The organism is Rufibacter tibetensis, from assembly GCF_001310085.1.
In the GTDB taxonomy this organism is placed as follows: domain Bacteria; phylum Bacteroidota; class Bacteroidia; order Cytophagales; family Hymenobacteraceae; genus Nibribacter; species Nibribacter tibetensis.
This window is the reverse complement of the sequence record NZ_CP012644.1, coordinates 89,095-103,234: the sequence shown is the minus strand read 5'-3', so window position 1 is coordinate 103,234 and position 14,140 is coordinate 89,095. Positions and strand designations below refer to the sequence as shown.

12 protein-coding genes are annotated in these 14,140 nt (G+C 49.4%); 6 read left to right on the top strand and 6 right to left on the bottom strand.

Annotated features, from left to right (window positions below; all coding sequences use genetic code 11):
• The first annotated feature begins 2 nt into the window (after positions 1 to 2).
• A complete protein-coding gene (locus tag DC20_RS21720) occupies positions 3 to 491 on the top strand; it encodes a hypothetical protein (RefSeq protein WP_157593448.1) in 489 nt (162 codons plus the stop codon).
• Positions 492 to 581: 90 nt separating this feature from the next.
• Here DC20_RS21720 and DC20_RS21715 read toward each other — a convergent pair whose 3' ends face one another.
• Entirely contained in the window at positions 582 to 1,640 is a 1,059-nt protein-coding gene (locus DC20_RS21715; RefSeq protein WP_062545326.1) for an IS110 family transposase, read from the bottom strand.
• Between the two features lie 282 nt (positions 1,641 to 1,922).
• Here DC20_RS21715 and DC20_RS21710 point away from each other — a divergent pair, with 282 nt between their 5' ends.
• The 4 genes from DC20_RS21710 (at position 1,923) to DC20_RS21695 (ending at position 8,105) form a co-directional block, all read left to right on the top strand.
• Positions 1,923 to 3,230, top strand: a complete 1,308-nt coding sequence (locus DC20_RS21710; protein WP_062546140.1) for a hypothetical protein — start codon at positions 1,923 to 1,925, stop codon at positions 3,228 to 3,230.
• A 955-nt stretch (positions 3,231 to 4,185) separates the two neighbouring features.
• Entirely contained in the window at positions 4,186 to 5,190 is a 1,005-nt protein-coding gene (locus DC20_RS21705; protein ID WP_062546139.1) for an aldo/keto reductase, read from the top strand.
• Positions 5,191 to 5,270: 80 nt separating this feature from the next.
• Positions 5,271 to 6,167, top strand: a complete 897-nt coding sequence (locus DC20_RS21700; protein WP_062546138.1) for a helix-turn-helix domain-containing protein — start codon at positions 5,271 to 5,273, stop codon at positions 6,165 to 6,167.
• 1,398 nt (positions 6,168 to 7,565) lie between these two features.
• Positions 7,566 to 8,105, top strand: coding sequence for a JAB domain-containing protein (locus DC20_RS21695; protein WP_316934530.1), 540 nt, complete (start codon positions 7,566 to 7,568; stop codon positions 8,103 to 8,105).
• Positions 8,106 to 9,245: 1,140 nt separating this feature from the next.
• Here DC20_RS21695 and DC20_RS21685 read toward each other — a convergent pair.
• The 3 genes from DC20_RS21685 to DC20_RS21675 all read right to left on the bottom strand — a co-directional run bounded on the left by DC20_RS21685 (position 9,246) and on the right by DC20_RS21675 (position 12,201).
• Positions 9,246 to 10,130 carry a hypothetical protein gene (locus DC20_RS21685; protein ID WP_062546136.1) on the bottom strand — a complete coding sequence of 295 codons (885 nt, stop codon included), beginning with the start codon at positions 10,128 to 10,130 and terminating at the stop codon, positions 9,246 to 9,248.
• A gap of 36 nt (positions 10,131 to 10,166) precedes the next feature.
• Positions 10,167 to 11,234: a conjugative transposon protein TraM gene (gene traM, locus DC20_RS21680; protein WP_169788225.1), complete on the bottom strand. Its 1,068-nt coding sequence runs from the start codon at positions 11,232 to 11,234 to the stop codon at positions 10,167 to 10,169.
• A gap of 265 nt (positions 11,235 to 11,499) precedes the next feature.
• Positions 11,500 to 12,201 (bottom strand): DUF4138 domain-containing protein, encoded by a 702-nt coding sequence (locus DC20_RS21675; protein WP_394331555.1) that lies wholly within the window; start codon positions 12,199 to 12,201, stop codon positions 11,500 to 11,502.
• On the opposite strand from DC20_RS21675, the gene DC20_RS23495 reads away from it, so the two are divergent.
• Positions 12,100 to 12,372: a hypothetical protein gene (locus DC20_RS23495; protein ID WP_245652388.1), complete on the top strand. Its 273-nt coding sequence runs from the start codon at positions 12,100 to 12,102 to the stop codon at positions 12,370 to 12,372. The genes DC20_RS21675 and DC20_RS23495 overlap by 102 nt on opposite strands.
• Before the next feature lie 3 nt (positions 12,373 to 12,375).
• Here DC20_RS23495 and DC20_RS21670 read toward each other — a convergent pair whose 3' ends face one another.
• Together DC20_RS21670 and DC20_RS22990 are read right to left on the bottom strand one after the other, a co-directional pair.
• The gene (locus DC20_RS21670) at positions 12,376 to 13,179 is read right to left on the bottom strand and encodes a hypothetical protein (RefSeq protein ID WP_062546133.1); all 804 of its coding nucleotides are present in this window, start codon (positions 13,177 to 13,179) and stop codon (positions 12,376 to 12,378) included.
• Positions 13,169 to 13,978, bottom strand: coding sequence for a hypothetical protein (locus tag DC20_RS22990; protein WP_157593447.1), 810 nt, complete (start codon positions 13,976 to 13,978; stop codon positions 13,169 to 13,171). Before DC20_RS22990 ends, DC20_RS21670 begins: the two co-directional genes overlap by 11 nt.
• Positions 13,979 to 14,140: the final 162 nt, after the last annotated feature.

The following is a 14,140-nucleotide window of genomic DNA, read 5'->3' as shown; positions in this document are numbered from 1 at the left end:
GTTTGATAAAACTACTTTGGCTAACACTGCACATAAGTCAACCTGCGGCAGAGCCTTGCTCGCCTCATGTACTATCCGTTATAGGCAATGCAAATGATGAAAGAAGAATGAATAAATTTTATCCAATTCAACTCTGGCTCACGACCATTGTCTTCGTTGCTCCTTTGACAATGATACTTGCGGGACTTGTCAATGAAGAGTGGAATATGGGTTTAGAAGTTCTTCCTCTATTCATCATGTTTGGATTAATATTTTCCCTGCCTTCATTATTAGTTTGCTTTGCTGCCTATAAAATTCTGACTGTAAAGATTTCCTCACCAATACTGATTAAAATATTATTAAATTTAATAATGGTAGGTGCTGTGCTAATCACATTTGCTCTTATTTCTGGCTCTTTGGCATTTAGACTTAGCATTATTTATTCTGCAAGCATAGTGATTGCAAGTTTATTTTATAGTGTAAAAATAAAGGAGAAGCACAGTAGCCTATAACCACGCCTATAGGTTAGCTACGCCACCCTATAGGTACTGTGTCAAAAGTCAAGTTTATCTAGACAAACTAACTTAGGAAGATGTCAATTTTTAAATTGCCTCTATCCTGTGCAGCAAGGGTTTCGGCCCTTGCTGTTTTTTTATTTCAAATAGCGGGTCGTAGTACTCATTTCTCTTGAACAGACTGTACATGAGCAGCAGCAGTTTTCGCTGTACCGCCACCAGGGCCACTATAGGCTTTGCCTTGTTGGGCTTTAGCCGGGTGTAGAACTGCCTCAGGGTCGGATTGACCCGCACGGCCGTCATGGAAGGCATGTGGAGTATGCTCCTGATGTGGCTGTTCCCTTTCTTGCTTATTTTGGTGTCGCCCCGGAAAGCGCCGGATTCCTTCAGCACCACATCATACCCGGCATAGCTTGCCAGCTGCTTTGCGCTGGTGATCTCGCTGAAGCCGCAGGTCTCCCCAACCACCGTCGCCGCCGAGATGAAAGATACCCCCGGTATGCTTTCCAGGCACTGGATCTTCCCGGCCAGAGCTTTATCCTGCGCTACCAGCCCTTTCATCTCCCCCTCGATTTCCTGGAGCTGCGCCTCCACCAGCTTCAGCCGCTTTGCCTGGCGCTTTACCTCCCGTGGGTTGCCGTAGGCAGAGGCTTCTATTGCGTGCAGCCGGTTTTTTTCCACGTTTTTCTCCTTGAGCAGGAAGGAGCGCTCCCTGCTCAGGGCTTTCAGGTGCCGCAGCGTCCCGTCCGGTGGGGACCAAGGCGTCAGTTTCCGCTCGCAGCCCAGCATGGCCAGCATCCGGCTGTCCAGGGCGTCCGTCTTGGAGCGCTGGCTCAGGCTTTGGGCGTAGCGCTTTACCCGTCCTGATTGCATCACGCTGACGGCATATCCTTTCTGGTGCAGGTACAGCGCCAGGGCCTCATGGTATACCCCGGTGGCTTCCATCACGACCACCAGTTTCTCCTTGTGGACTTCGAGCTTGGCTAGCCATTTCTCCATTCTTTGGAAACCTTTGGGGTCATTGGCCACGTCACCACCGGCAACAAACTGCTTTTCCAGATCCTGCGTCAGGGTGCCCAAGCAAAGGGAAAGAGAGTCTTTGGCCACGTCTATTCCCAGGGCCTGCTTTAGTACATGTGGTTTCATTGGCGTACATTTAAAACCGGTAACTCTCTTTATCGCCTTTGCTCGCTTTTGATTCGGTCTCGTTGAAATGGACCCAGGTACTGTCCAGGCTCTAAGAAAGTTGATAGAAGGGTGGAGATTCTAAACGACGACATCATCGATATGTGTCTGGCCAAGTACACCCTATCCCTTCTATCTGGTTTTTGGTTTATTGTTAATTCGTTTCCTTTGCCTAATTTAATCAACTGCCGCTAACATACGAGCCCAGTACGTTGTAAGCCATTCAGATAAATCATTTAACCCATGAATAGAGTACTTTTAACAACCTTATTCTTTTTAGCAATCGCACTGAACGTAATCGGCCAGGGTACGAATAAAAAAGTCATTACAAGCGATATAGATAATTTCTGGATTGCTTACGACAGTATAAAGTCTACTCAGGATACCGTCAAACAAAAGTATTTCATTCAAACCCTTTACATTGGCAAAGGTACAGAAGGTTTGAAGGCGTTCATGAAGGCCCGAGACTATTCGGCAGATTTGTGGGTCAAGTTAATTAATCAATCGCCTAAGTTTTGGAGTTCTGTACGCCCCAACACGTTAGCAGCAAAAACAAAGGCCAAAGACATCGATAAAAGCATAAAGAAACTGAAAAAGCTTTATCCCGACCTGAAAGAGGCCCAAATGTATTTTACTGTCGGGGGCTTGCGTTCCGGTGGCACCATCCAGGATAACAAAGTTCTGATTGGTACTGAAATTGCCACCGGGACAGCAACAACGGATGTATCGGATTTATCCACCGAAACCTCCAAATGGTTAGCAGGAGTGTTCAAAGAGCAAAGCTTGGGTACTATCATTCCCTTAAACATCCATGAGTATATCCATACCCAACAAACTGGGAAAGCCACCGATTTACTCGCGAAGGCTGTTGCTGAAGGCTCCTGCGATTTTATAACAGAGTTAGTGATGGGTAAGCCCCTGCAAAATAATTACCTGCAATACGGCAAAGCGCATGAGCAAGAATTAAAAGGAAAGTTTAAAGAAGAGATGTTCACCAATGCTACGGGTAACTGGCTTTACAATGGTGCCAGTTCGACCACTGTCGGCGACTTGGGTTATTTTATGGGATATACTATCAGTAAATCATACTATCATCATGCCACTAATAAAAAGCAGGCCATAAAAGATATTATTCAACTTAACTACTCGGATGAAGTAGCAGTGGAGAACTTCCTGAGAAAATCACACTACTATCCGGAACCAATCAATAAAGCAGAACTGGTTAATCAATTCCAAGCTAAAAAGCCTTATGTAGTAAAAATTGAACCATTGTCAAACGGCGATGCCTTGGTAGATGCTGCTGTGAAAGAAATAGTAGTGACTTTTTCCGCCCCCATGAGCAAAGGTTACTCTATTAGCTTGGGGCCAAAAGGCAAAGAGCACTTTCCTATCAGCAGTATAACTGGCTATTCAGAAGACAGGAAGACACTAACCTTGAAGGTGGATTTAAAACCTGCTTTTGATTATGAATTTATTCTCACGGACCGGGGCTTTACGTCAACTGATGGTTATCCGCTTAAACCATATGAAGTAAAGTTTAAAACAAAATAATAAACCGACAACGTTTAGTATATGCAAAGCCGCAGCGGAGCAAGGGTTTTGCATATACTAAACGTTGTCGGTGACAATAATATGATGGCGATCGGGGCAGGGTACCCTTATATAAGCCCTATAATAACGTAATGAAACGGCTCTAAGGAAACGACAGAAATCCAGGGATAGCCTTACCAGGGCCTACACACCAGCATGGGACGTCCCCCCTGCTGGTAAGCCTACGGGCCAATCACCGGCACCTTACTTTTATTCCATAACCAATCTTATGTCAAGTCCCAAGAACCTGCCGTTTTATGAGGCAGTCACTTTGTCGGCTGCTCCTGCTGGGCCGCCTGCTACCGCTATCCCACGCTCGCCCGGGCATTGCCCACAGGTGCCTGAGGGTGTCCGCACAGGGTGTTTGGGGGTGTCTAGGAGAGCTAGTGGATTATTGGGGTGATTTGGCCTGTGTGTTGCCGTTGCATTGGGGCACCCTGCATTGCCCGAACAGCGCAAAAAAGCGTCCCTCCAACGCAAAACAACGCCGGACACCGACCAGAGGCTTGGGACGGCTTTCCCGCCGGATTACCAGTACAGTATCCCGGCAGAGGAAAATCACTTGGACTGTACCGTACCGGTTGAACATAAGCGCACTTACACAGCAGTTATGTATGACCGCGTCTGATTCCAAATGAACAGCTTTACTGGGAGTGGTCAACAGCTTTCTACCAAAGAGGAGGGATTTTTTTGACCAGAACGGGCTAACCCAACAGCACTAAAAAGCCCTTCTCGGCCATTCCCAGGGCTTGCCCCGAACCAGCCCACCCTTGACACTTGCAGCTCACCTTTGGCGTTGACAGATCTCATTCGTCCCCACATGTAACATTACCCTTGATTTGCCTACAAGGTTCAGGGCTTTGCATACAGCCAGTAATATAACCTTGGCGATCTTTGGCCTATGAAAAACAGCATTATGGAAATAAAGAAAGTAACCTTGGGAAGCCAGGGTTTGCTTGTGCCAAGTATCGGTCTGGGGTGTATGGGTATGACCGGCTTCGAGGAAGCAAACATGTACGGGGAGGCAGACGAGCAGGAAGCCTTCGCCACCATCCACCGATCCCTTGAGTTAGGCGGCAACTTTTTAGACACGGCAGACTTGTATGGCCCATTAAAGAATGAGCAGCTTATCGCGAAAGCTATCAAGGGCAACCGCAGCAGTTACATTGTCGCGACCAAATTCGGATGGGAAATAGGCGATAACAACAAGGTAACCTGGGCCATCAATGGCAAAAGGGAATATGTAAAAAAAGCGTTGGAGCGTTCCCTTAAAAACCTTAACACCGATTATATAGACTTGTATTACCTGCACCGGCTTGATAAAGACACGCCCATCGAAGAAACGGTTGCCGCGATGGGCGAGCTGGTGAAAGAAGGGAAAGTGGGTTATATCGGCTTATCAGAAGTTTCCTCGGAAACGGTAAAAAGAGCGCATGCGGTTCACCCGATCACGGCAGTACAAAGTGAATATTCGTTGTTTGAGCGTACAGTGGAAGAACGGGGCATTCTGCAAACCTTACATGAGCTGGGAATAGGTTTCGTGGCCTACTCACCGCTAGGCCGCGGGTTTTTATCCGGGCAGATCCGTACCATGGATGATCTGCCGGAGAATGATTTCCGCCGGGCAATCCCCCGCTTTCAGGAAGCCCACTTCCCTAAAAATTTAGAGTTAGTCAAAGCGATTGAGACCTTGGCGAGGGAAAAAAACGTTACTCCTTCCCAGTTGGCATTGGCCTGGATCATGGCCAAGGACATTGTACCCATTCCAGGCACCAAACGGAGAAAATACCTGGAGCAGAATATAGCGGCCACCGCTATTCAACTAAGCGGAGAAGACCTGTCTAGTCTGGAAGGTATTGTGCCGTTAGGTACTGACACCGGTAAACCATACGATGAGTTCAGCATGGGGCTTATTGATTGATTGATTGATTATCTCTCCGCGGCTGCATTTTTTTAAAATGCAGCCGTTATTTTATAGATTGTGTTATTTAAAGTAGTGTAATGAACGCCATTAATTCTGTTTCAGAGTTTCACCGGTTATTGTCTTTGCCCGAACCCCGCCATCCGCTGGTGAGTGTCATTGACCTGGCAGAAAGCGTTTTCCTGGAAGACAAGGTTTGGAAAGGTTTTGTAAACCGGTTCTATTGCGTAGCCTTAAAAAGAGAAGCCAAGGGTAAAATAAGGTATGGTCAGCAACACTACGATTACGATAACGGGGTATTAAGTTTTACGGCACCCAATCAGGTGCAGTATCTGGATCTGCAGCATATGGAATGCGGATCGGGCTATCTGCTCATCTTCCATCCGGATTTTTTGCTTACCCATTCATTGGCAAGCACCATTTACAGTTATGGTTTCTTCTCTTATGCGGTCCACGAGGCGCTGCATCTTTCCGCCGAAGAAGAAGCCGATCTTATTGATATTCTCAGCAAGATCGACAAAGAATGCCTGCGTATCGATAAACACACACAGGAAATTATTCTATCGCAAATTGAATTGCTGCTCAACTATTCCAACCGCTTTTACGAGCGACAGTTCATCACCCGCAAAAACCACAACCATCAACTGCTTACGAAATTTGAACTTCTTGTTGAGGAGTATTTTAATACCGATACTGCCATGCAACAGGGGCTTTTGACGGTGCAACGTATTGCGGAACGCATGAACCTGTCGCCCAACTATCTAAGCGATTTCCTGCGCCTGCATACCGGACAAAACACGCAACAACATATCCACGAGAAGTTGATCGAAAAAGCAAAAGAAAAACTATCCACTACCAATTTATCGGTGAGTGAGATCGCTTATGCTTTGGGCTTTGAATATGCCCAGTCATTCAGTACACTTTTCAAAAAGAAAACCGAAATGTCACCTCTGGAGTTTCGACAGTCATTCAACTGACGGCTCCAGGTTACCACGGCAATCAGGAGCGCATAATGAAAAAAAGCCTCTAAGCTGCGGCAGCGGAACGCAATTCAAATCTGGCTCCAAATTAACATATCATTACTTATAGTTTTATAATTGAATGTTATGTTAAACTTAGGTAAGATCCGCTCAGTCTATATATGGCTTTGGGTCTACTGATATCAATCTTCTGGGGTCCACCTTTCTGACAAGTCTACTTACAGATACTACTTTATACATCGCAAGCATCATCCTGTTCTTAGCCTATGATCTACCCACAGTAATTTGCTAGAATTAGCAGTAAAGTGGAGTTTGTGGTACTATGTAAGTTAGAATAGGTGCGTCAAACTTTGCGCATTTACAGTTTTGTATTGTTCCTATCTGGCGACCAACTATATTGAAGCCCTTCTGCATTTATGCTCTGATTAGTAAAAGAGAAAGAAATCAAATCTAGTACTGGGTAGACCTTGATTTTTTCAAAGCATACTGCCACAGCATGTAATTGTTTCGACAAACATATATACTAGAACTGTAGGTCCTTTATGGTGGTTCAACCCTATCGATGCTAAGGCTTATCTCCCTTAAGGATGGAGCTAGTGGGTGTTGAAAGTGTTACCTATACTTGAACCTTCTTTAAAGTTTTACTTTAACTTAATTTTTTATTATGTTGTTAGTAGGTGCTCATTGGTAGAAAGGTATGCTTACAATTAAAGTATTAATTGAAGTAAAGTTTATAAAGGAATACTTGAATTAAAGTAATACTTCATTATTAGAAGCTTAAGATAAATCCTGATAAGTCGTTTCCCAGCTATAAGTAAGTTTAAAAGAAAAATAAAAGGGTCAGAAGAGGAGTAGAATTAAAGAAAGAAAATGGCTTCTAAACTTCGGCTATAATTAAGATCACTATACTTCGGCCTGTTTTCTATGGGGTACCCAAACATTGAACCTCTCAATTTTGGAGCGCGATGCGGATTCCGATAAGACTTAATGAAGGTCTTTTAAAAGGTTTATTTGTATGTCCTACTTCAGTTACTATCATTAATATCAATCCCCTAGCCAAATCCTTGATATCCATGTATATTAGCTTTGCATTTTGTATATAAATTAACAAGTTAACATGTTAAATATTTAACTTACATATAGTGAACAGACATAAGATTACATCTTGTTTATGGGTTATTTCATTTGGGTGTTTCGCTCCGAGAAACCTATAACGTAAGACATCCCTCTGGCGCAAAGTTAGCCTCCGGCCCGGACAAGGGTCCTCTCACCGCCAAGGTAGTACGTTCCGCAGGCTTGACCGGGCAACATAATCAATGTCCCACCTTAACCTTAGAGCGATTATGGAAAAAAAGCCCTGGAAGCTCTGCCCCTTTCCGAGTAGCCGAAGAGAGATTGACTTATCGTTCCAAAGTGAAAGCCTCCCCGCGCGCGAAGATCACCTGCTCGGAAGACACCTACGACCTCTTGCTGAAAAACTGGGACCCAGGGAAGCTGGAGCTCGTAGAACATTTTAAAGTATTACTTCTCAACAGGGCCAAACAGGTACTGGGTACATACGAACTCTCCAGTGGAGGCATTGCGGGGACGGTAGCTGATCCAAAGCTCATCTTCGTGTCAACGATAAAGGCCTGCGCGAGTGGGGTGATCCTTTGCCATAACCATCCTTCAGGAAACAGGCAGCCCAGCCCGGCCGACATCCAGCTGACCAAAAAGGTGAAAGAAGGAGGTGCCTTGCTGAATATTGCCATCCTTGATCACATCATCCTGACCAGTGGGGGTACCTCTCCATGGCAGACGAAGGGCTCCTGTAGCCCTTTTTTTGTCATTTGGGAAATTAAAGGTAAACAGCTTTCTGCGATTCTATCCCACTGCCCGAAATGCACTTGTCCACACTGTTTTTGCTCTGTCTTGTTCAAGAGGGCTAAAGGATAATGGGTTGGCGGCAGATTGTCTGCCCGGTTACCGATAGTATCCCTAAGCCCTGCCCTGCGGTATGAACCGCTGGAGCAAGGCCCAACAAATTGGCTATATGCACCCCATTTATGGAGCAAACGGTAAAATAGTATATTTTTTTATTCGCTTACAGGTAAAGAGGAGGAAATACCTACTTGATTCGAGCCGCATTCAACTGTTCCTGCAATTTCCGGCACTTTTTGGTCAATTGGTTAATCCGGTTTACATACAATGCTTCCTTATACTCCCAAGGCAATGTTTGAAATCTCGGGTCTGCTGGGGTAATAGAGTAATCGATTTTAGCTATGGGTTTAGATGGGATAGTTGTTAGGAATGTAAGAGAAGAAGGGTCATACATTGAAATGCTTGATACTATTCTCTTTTTGTCCTTTTTTATAATCTTTATTAATATCCAGATTCCCATAAAGAATAATATCATCCAGCAGGTAGCAGAGCTAATGATAGGCTCTAACATTTCCCTAAAATTCAATCTGTCTGCTTGATATGGTATGCTATTCATTTCTTCTATATACAATGTTATTTTTAGTTAAGCGTGAAATGGTTTTCCTGCGCACTCCTCTCCAGGATACTGTTTAAAGGAGACCCTTACTTGAATGGTATCGTAATCTGAGGGAAGTTAAAGGCGGTCAGTCAATCCATCCAAGCTACTATGGTTGAGCAGCAGCCTCTTCTTGTCTGTGGAGGCCAGCGAAACCTGGTTCCACACGTACTGGTCACCTTCAGTTCTCTCATGCGCCCTTAGCTAAGATTTCTGATCACCTCCCTTCTTTATATCCTTTGTTCCATTTCGTTGATAAGTGCCACTTCCCAATTGCATGAAGAAGTAGCCACTCTCCCCATTCAGAATAACTAAAGGGCCACAAACAAGCGAGCAGTTAGGATTCGGTACTTACCCTTGCGTCCAATTATCTATAATTCTGTAAACCAATAGGTGAAGCCTTATGGGTGAGGAAAGTGGGGAGACTGAGTTCCTGTATTTTTTACTGGCGTCCTACAAGGCTGGTCCAGGAGGCCATGTAGAACGCACCGGTGGCCAGTGCCGGGAATAAAGGGCAATCCCCATTGCTGTTAAGAGGCAGGTGAATGTCTTTCCCCATCTTAATACGCTTTGCTTCTACTTTCCAAATCGATCAGCTGCTTTTGGGCGAGAAGGTCCGTGTACACCCTTTCGGCGGCGATGTGGGCAGGTCCTTTTTGGGTACTCTCCGAGATCAGCCTGTCGGCCTCCTGCCGCAACTGCATCGCCCGAACCATGTTCTCATTCGAGGCATGTATCATGGCCATCCGCTCTCCTTCCGTCATGGAATACCGACCGGGATTTTTCAGGGTAGCGTTCATCTCGATACTTTGCCCCGTCATCTCATCGGCAATCTTGTAGTAGTTTAGGGCCGTCTGGATTTTCTTTTTCTGGTTCATTTTCTCGTAGGCATAGGCTGATACAGCCGACTCCTCCCGACGCTCCACATATTCGGTTGAGCTCATCCGGGCGTTGGCATCCGAGTCACCGGAGGTCCTGGAGAAAACAGAAAAGATGGTCTTGATGTCTTCCTCCGGGTTTTTGTTCTGGAGGGCTATCCGCAGCCGTTGGGCCTTGGAAAAGTGCGGCAGGTAATGCGTGCCGGAGCTGCCACCGGACATTGCCAAGGCGCGGGCAAACAGTTCAGCAGGGTTGGAAATTCGAAGGTCCACGATACTATGCACTTTCCTCAGGTCTTCCTGGATCCGGCGTTGAAGCGCAAGGCCCTCAGAGGTGAGATCCTTTACCTCCCCGGTGAGGTCCTTTGTTACCCCGGCTATTGTGCGGGCATCCTTTATCACCTGGTAATTCTGAACGGTCTCTGACCACTGGGCGAGGCGTTTGGCGAATTCCCCGATATGGACCCCCATGTGGATAGGGTCATTCACCACGAACTGGGCATCTGTGTTAGCGGGTCGGGTGACCAATACCCCCGCCGCCGCTACCGTTAAAACAAGCTTTCTCATCCCTTTTAATTTTAATGTTAGAACACTGGATCCTTACTACAAGCCGGCTGACTCCATTTGGCCTGCCGCGGCCGAAGTGATCAAGACGGGATACCCGTCCGGCAGCAGCACGTCCCGCTGCCTTTGGCGCGTCCTGGGCCGAGAGACCACGTTAGCCGCCACCCGGCCGGCTACCCCAAGCACTGAATTGGCGCTGGAGGCGGATCGGTCTATGGCCGTGCTGATCTCCTGGCTTGCCTGCCGCTGAAGATCGCCGAACCCTTGGTCCAGCTCTTTGGCGACCCGCTTTTCAGGGTCTATCATTATGCCAGGCAAGTAGTTGAGGTCATAGATATCCGCTTTCACCCTCGTCGGTCCCAGCCGGTCGATCTGCAGGGTGACCCGGTTCGCCTCAACCTTGGCCACACCGGCGAATACCATGTTCCTGGGAAAGGTCACCCCGGATATCACGGCATCCTCCAGCAGGCGCATGATCACCGCGGAGCCGCTACGGATTCTCTGTTTCCCGGAAACCACGCACCTGAAGAAGGCATCCGGGGTAGGGCCGTCTGCCGGGTTGTGGCCCGCTGCACTGGGGTTGAACCGGCCGCTGGAAGCTTTGTAGGTGTAGAAGCCATCCGAGCCAGGCGTCTGGGAGGCCGGTGCAGGTTTGGAAACATTGCCCTTCCCGGGTTCCCGGTACCTCCTGCCGGTGGTCTGTTCATACACCTGCCTCGTCTGGGGAGAAGAGGCGGCGAGCATCCGCAGGATTTCCTGGTTCGTTTCAAAAGGGGTTCCGTCACTGTCATATTGAGGCTGCGGAGGATCATTTGACGCTATCGGACGCCCCCTGCCAGGGATACTTCCGGCAGTGTGGGAACCCGTTCGGAAATGCCCTACCGAGGAATGCCGCACCTCCATTGCCTCCGCCCGGCTCTGCCGCAAAGCCTGCGGCCCGTTCCGCAGCTGCCTCCGGGCGGCCTGTCCTGACGTATCGGTGACAAAAGCACTTGCCACTTCCTCCCCGGTTGGCTGGGGGGCAGCGTTTCGGGCCTCTAATTCCAGCTTCCTTTGTTCCTCCAGGATAGCGGAGGGAGTTTTATTTTCGATCCTATCAATGGCCACTTCCGGAATCGCCTGCTCAATATTGACAGAGGCTGCGGCTACGGGATCAATGTTCTCCCGGGCCGCGCTCTGGGCCGTGCGCAGCCAGAGGAAAAGGCCGGCGAAGAGTACCACCACCAAACCCATCAGGACTTGGAACCAATGTTCCCTCAGGGCTTCCTCCAAAGGTTTTCTCCTATGGTAACCGTGGCTATCCCTTGCGGGGGTTGTCTCCCCCAGGTTTCCGCTATGGTAGTTTTCGTCTATGATTTCCATTTCTGAATGTTTAAATGGTCTTGGCCCGATTGATCAATCTACTGGGAATAGGCAATACCAATACCCTTGCCCCATGGAGCTCCCGAAGGGTTACCTCCAGGTACCCGTCATTGGTGGCCGCGTAAAGCGGGATTGCATAGGTCAGGTACCCGGTGGAGCGCCCTTCGATGTTCTGGTTTGCCTCACCACCCGCCGGGGCAAGGGGGCGACGGGCCTGGTTTTTCTTTTTGCCCAGGAATTTCCCTTTGGCGTTCTCCACGAGCTGAAAGTCCGTGATGTCCACCAGATAATCGATGTTCGTCCTGTTGATGACCTTGAGGCGCAGGTAGGTGAACTTTTTGTCGTTGCGGACATTGGCCAGCGACAGTACCAGGCCATTGCCGACCACAGCCACTGCCCGATGCTCTTCCTTCTCCTGCCCCAGTCTGGAGAGCTTTCTTTCCACTTCCTCCCTTCTAATGGGGGCGCTTAAGGCCAGGGGGTTCCCGGTCAGGCTGCCTGAAGCGCCCTGGCCGGTGGTCCCAGATGCCAGGGTGGCTCCTTTGAAGTCATACAGCTTCAACACAGGGTTGGCGCTGTACACCAGTCGCCCCATCCAGTAGTTCGAACCGTGGCGGATGAGAATCGGGGTCGGTGCCGGGTTCTTCTTCCTAGCCCGGACGAAGACCGCATTGGCCTCTATTTTCACCTGGTAGTTGTTGGCCATGCCCACATCGACCAGGGATACCGGCCCATTGAACACGAGGTAGGTGGTAGAGGAATCCGAGACGGCGATATCCAGGAGCGGGCTTGCCTCCTGGGCAAGGGCCTCGCCCATCGCCCATATCCACCAAAGGAAAGCAAACGTGTAGCGAAGATTTCTCATGATGTTTATGTTAGGTGAAAATTATTGCCGGAGTGGCATAGGCCCAGGTTCCGCAGCAGAGGTTTCCCCAAGGGTTGGGTTTGCATATCCGGGCGGTGTGACCCCCGCCCCGGCGGCCGCCTCCTGCAATCTCCTTTGCCGCTCCGCTTCCTGCTGCTGGAGGAACTCTTTTTCCTCGCGGGAGACCGGCGGGTTATAGGGGATGTAGTCGAAATCGGTGATCAGCAGGCCGTAGGGGTTTTCATCGGAGCGTTCCGTCTCCACCAAGTTGAAGCGGGCGGCCATCGGGAGGCTCTGCCTCTGCTGGTCCCCGATGAAGATCCGCTGTTTGGTGTACACCCTTCCTGAGAAAGGCCGCGTCTTCATGTCTAAGTGGATGCTGTCCACGTCCAGGACGGAGCGGGCGGAGTAACGCTGGTAGTTCTGCAGGACCTGCCCCCGGTTGAAGTTCTCGAAAATCCGACGTCCCCCGGCCCCTTCGATCAAGGGCAGTGCGGCGTCCAGGTTCTGCTTGAAGGTATATTGGTCATGGCCGAACATGGTTTTCATGAAACCCTTCACCATGTTTCTGGCCTCAAAGGGGGTACGGACATCTGCCCCGACCGCCAGCGCCGCAGCCGAGCCTGAGTTCGTCACCACATACACCCTACGGCCCGCATTCTGGGTTACCTTGTAGAACCCGTATCCCGCGCCCAGTGCGAGCACGACAAACCCGACGATGCAGGCCAGTGAAATAATTTGCATGGTTTTGAAAGAGGTGTTCAAGTCTTTGATTGTACTCATATTGATCTGGGTTGTAGTAGGTGCAACAATATCAATCTTCATCGTACCGGTCGCTGTAAGGCTCCTCGCTATCCAAGTTCCCGTCGAAGTAGTAGTCTGTAAAGGAGTCCCCCTCCCCACCATGGTAGGGATAGTCCACCGTACCCATGGAAGGGACTTGTGAACCATCCGTGGGAGAGAGATAGGAATCATCACCATAGTCATTCCCCGAAGCATTCTCCCCGGAAGACCCTCCTTCCCAACCTGATGTAGTTGTAGCCATGGGAGAGCCCCCGTTATACCTGACAGAAGTCGGTTCTGCATTTCCGGAGGGCATCTGGGGAGTAGAGTAGTTTACACTCTCCCCGGATGTAGAGGCCCTGCCTTCCTGTAGCCCTCCACTCGGAGGAACTGCGGTGCTGCCAAAACCCATGGCTCTGCCCAATACGCCCGAAACTCCTCCTCCAGTGGCTGGGGGTGATACGACTGCACCAACAGTCCCTGCCGCCCCTGCTGCCATCCCCAAGGTGGTGCCGATGAAAGACTGCACGGCGGTGGAGCCGATGAAGTAGCCCGTCAAAGTGGGCACCATGCAGTACAGGATGATGAAGGCGACGGACATCACCAGGAACTGCGCATCGTTGTAGGTCTGGCCGATGGTCACCATGCCGCCCAGCACCCCTCCCTCGGTGGTGTTCTGGTTTGCGAAGTTGGTGTAGATCAAATCGAGCAGGTTCATGGTCAGCGCCCAGAACTGCACCGCGATGAAGTTCTGGAGCCACTTGCCGGCCAGGCCGGAGAATGCCGGCACCACGGAAAGGCAGATGGCCAGCGGGCCCACCACGTAGAGGAAGCCCAGCACGAACTGCCGGATGAAGAGCACGATCTGGCGGATAAACAGGACGGTGGTCGTGGTGAAAAACTCCGTGATCAGGTTCATGAGGGAGAAGTTGGCGATGCTGTGGTAGATTTTGGAGTACCAGGCGCCGCCCTGCTCCACGACGTCCGCCGGGGCCACCGTGTC

What these genes read in the sequence shown, in the direction of transcription:
- DC20_RS21715 (WP_062545326.1), bottom strand. Translation starts at nt 1,640, where the DNA reads ATGAAACCACATGTACTAAAGCAGGCCCTGGGAATAGACGTGGCCAAA.
- DC20_RS21710 (WP_062546140.1), top strand. Translation starts at nt 1,923, where the DNA reads ATGAATAGAGTACTTTTAACAACCTTATTCTTTTTAGCAATCGCACTG.
- DC20_RS21705 (WP_062546139.1), top strand. Translation starts at nt 4,186, where the DNA reads ATGGAAATAAAGAAAGTAACCTTGGGAAGCCAGGGTTTGCTTGTGCCA.
- DC20_RS21700 (WP_062546138.1), top strand. Translation starts at nt 5,271, where the DNA reads ATGAACGCCATTAATTCTGTTTCAGAGTTTCACCGGTTATTGTCTTTG.
- DC20_RS21685 (WP_062546136.1), bottom strand. Translation starts at nt 10,130, where the DNA reads ATGAGAAAGCTTGTTTTAACGGTAGCGGCGGCGGGGGTATTGGTCACC.
- DC20_RS21670 (WP_062546133.1), bottom strand. Translation starts at nt 13,179, where the DNA reads ATGAAGATTGATATTGTTGCACCTACTACAACCCAGATCAATATGAGT.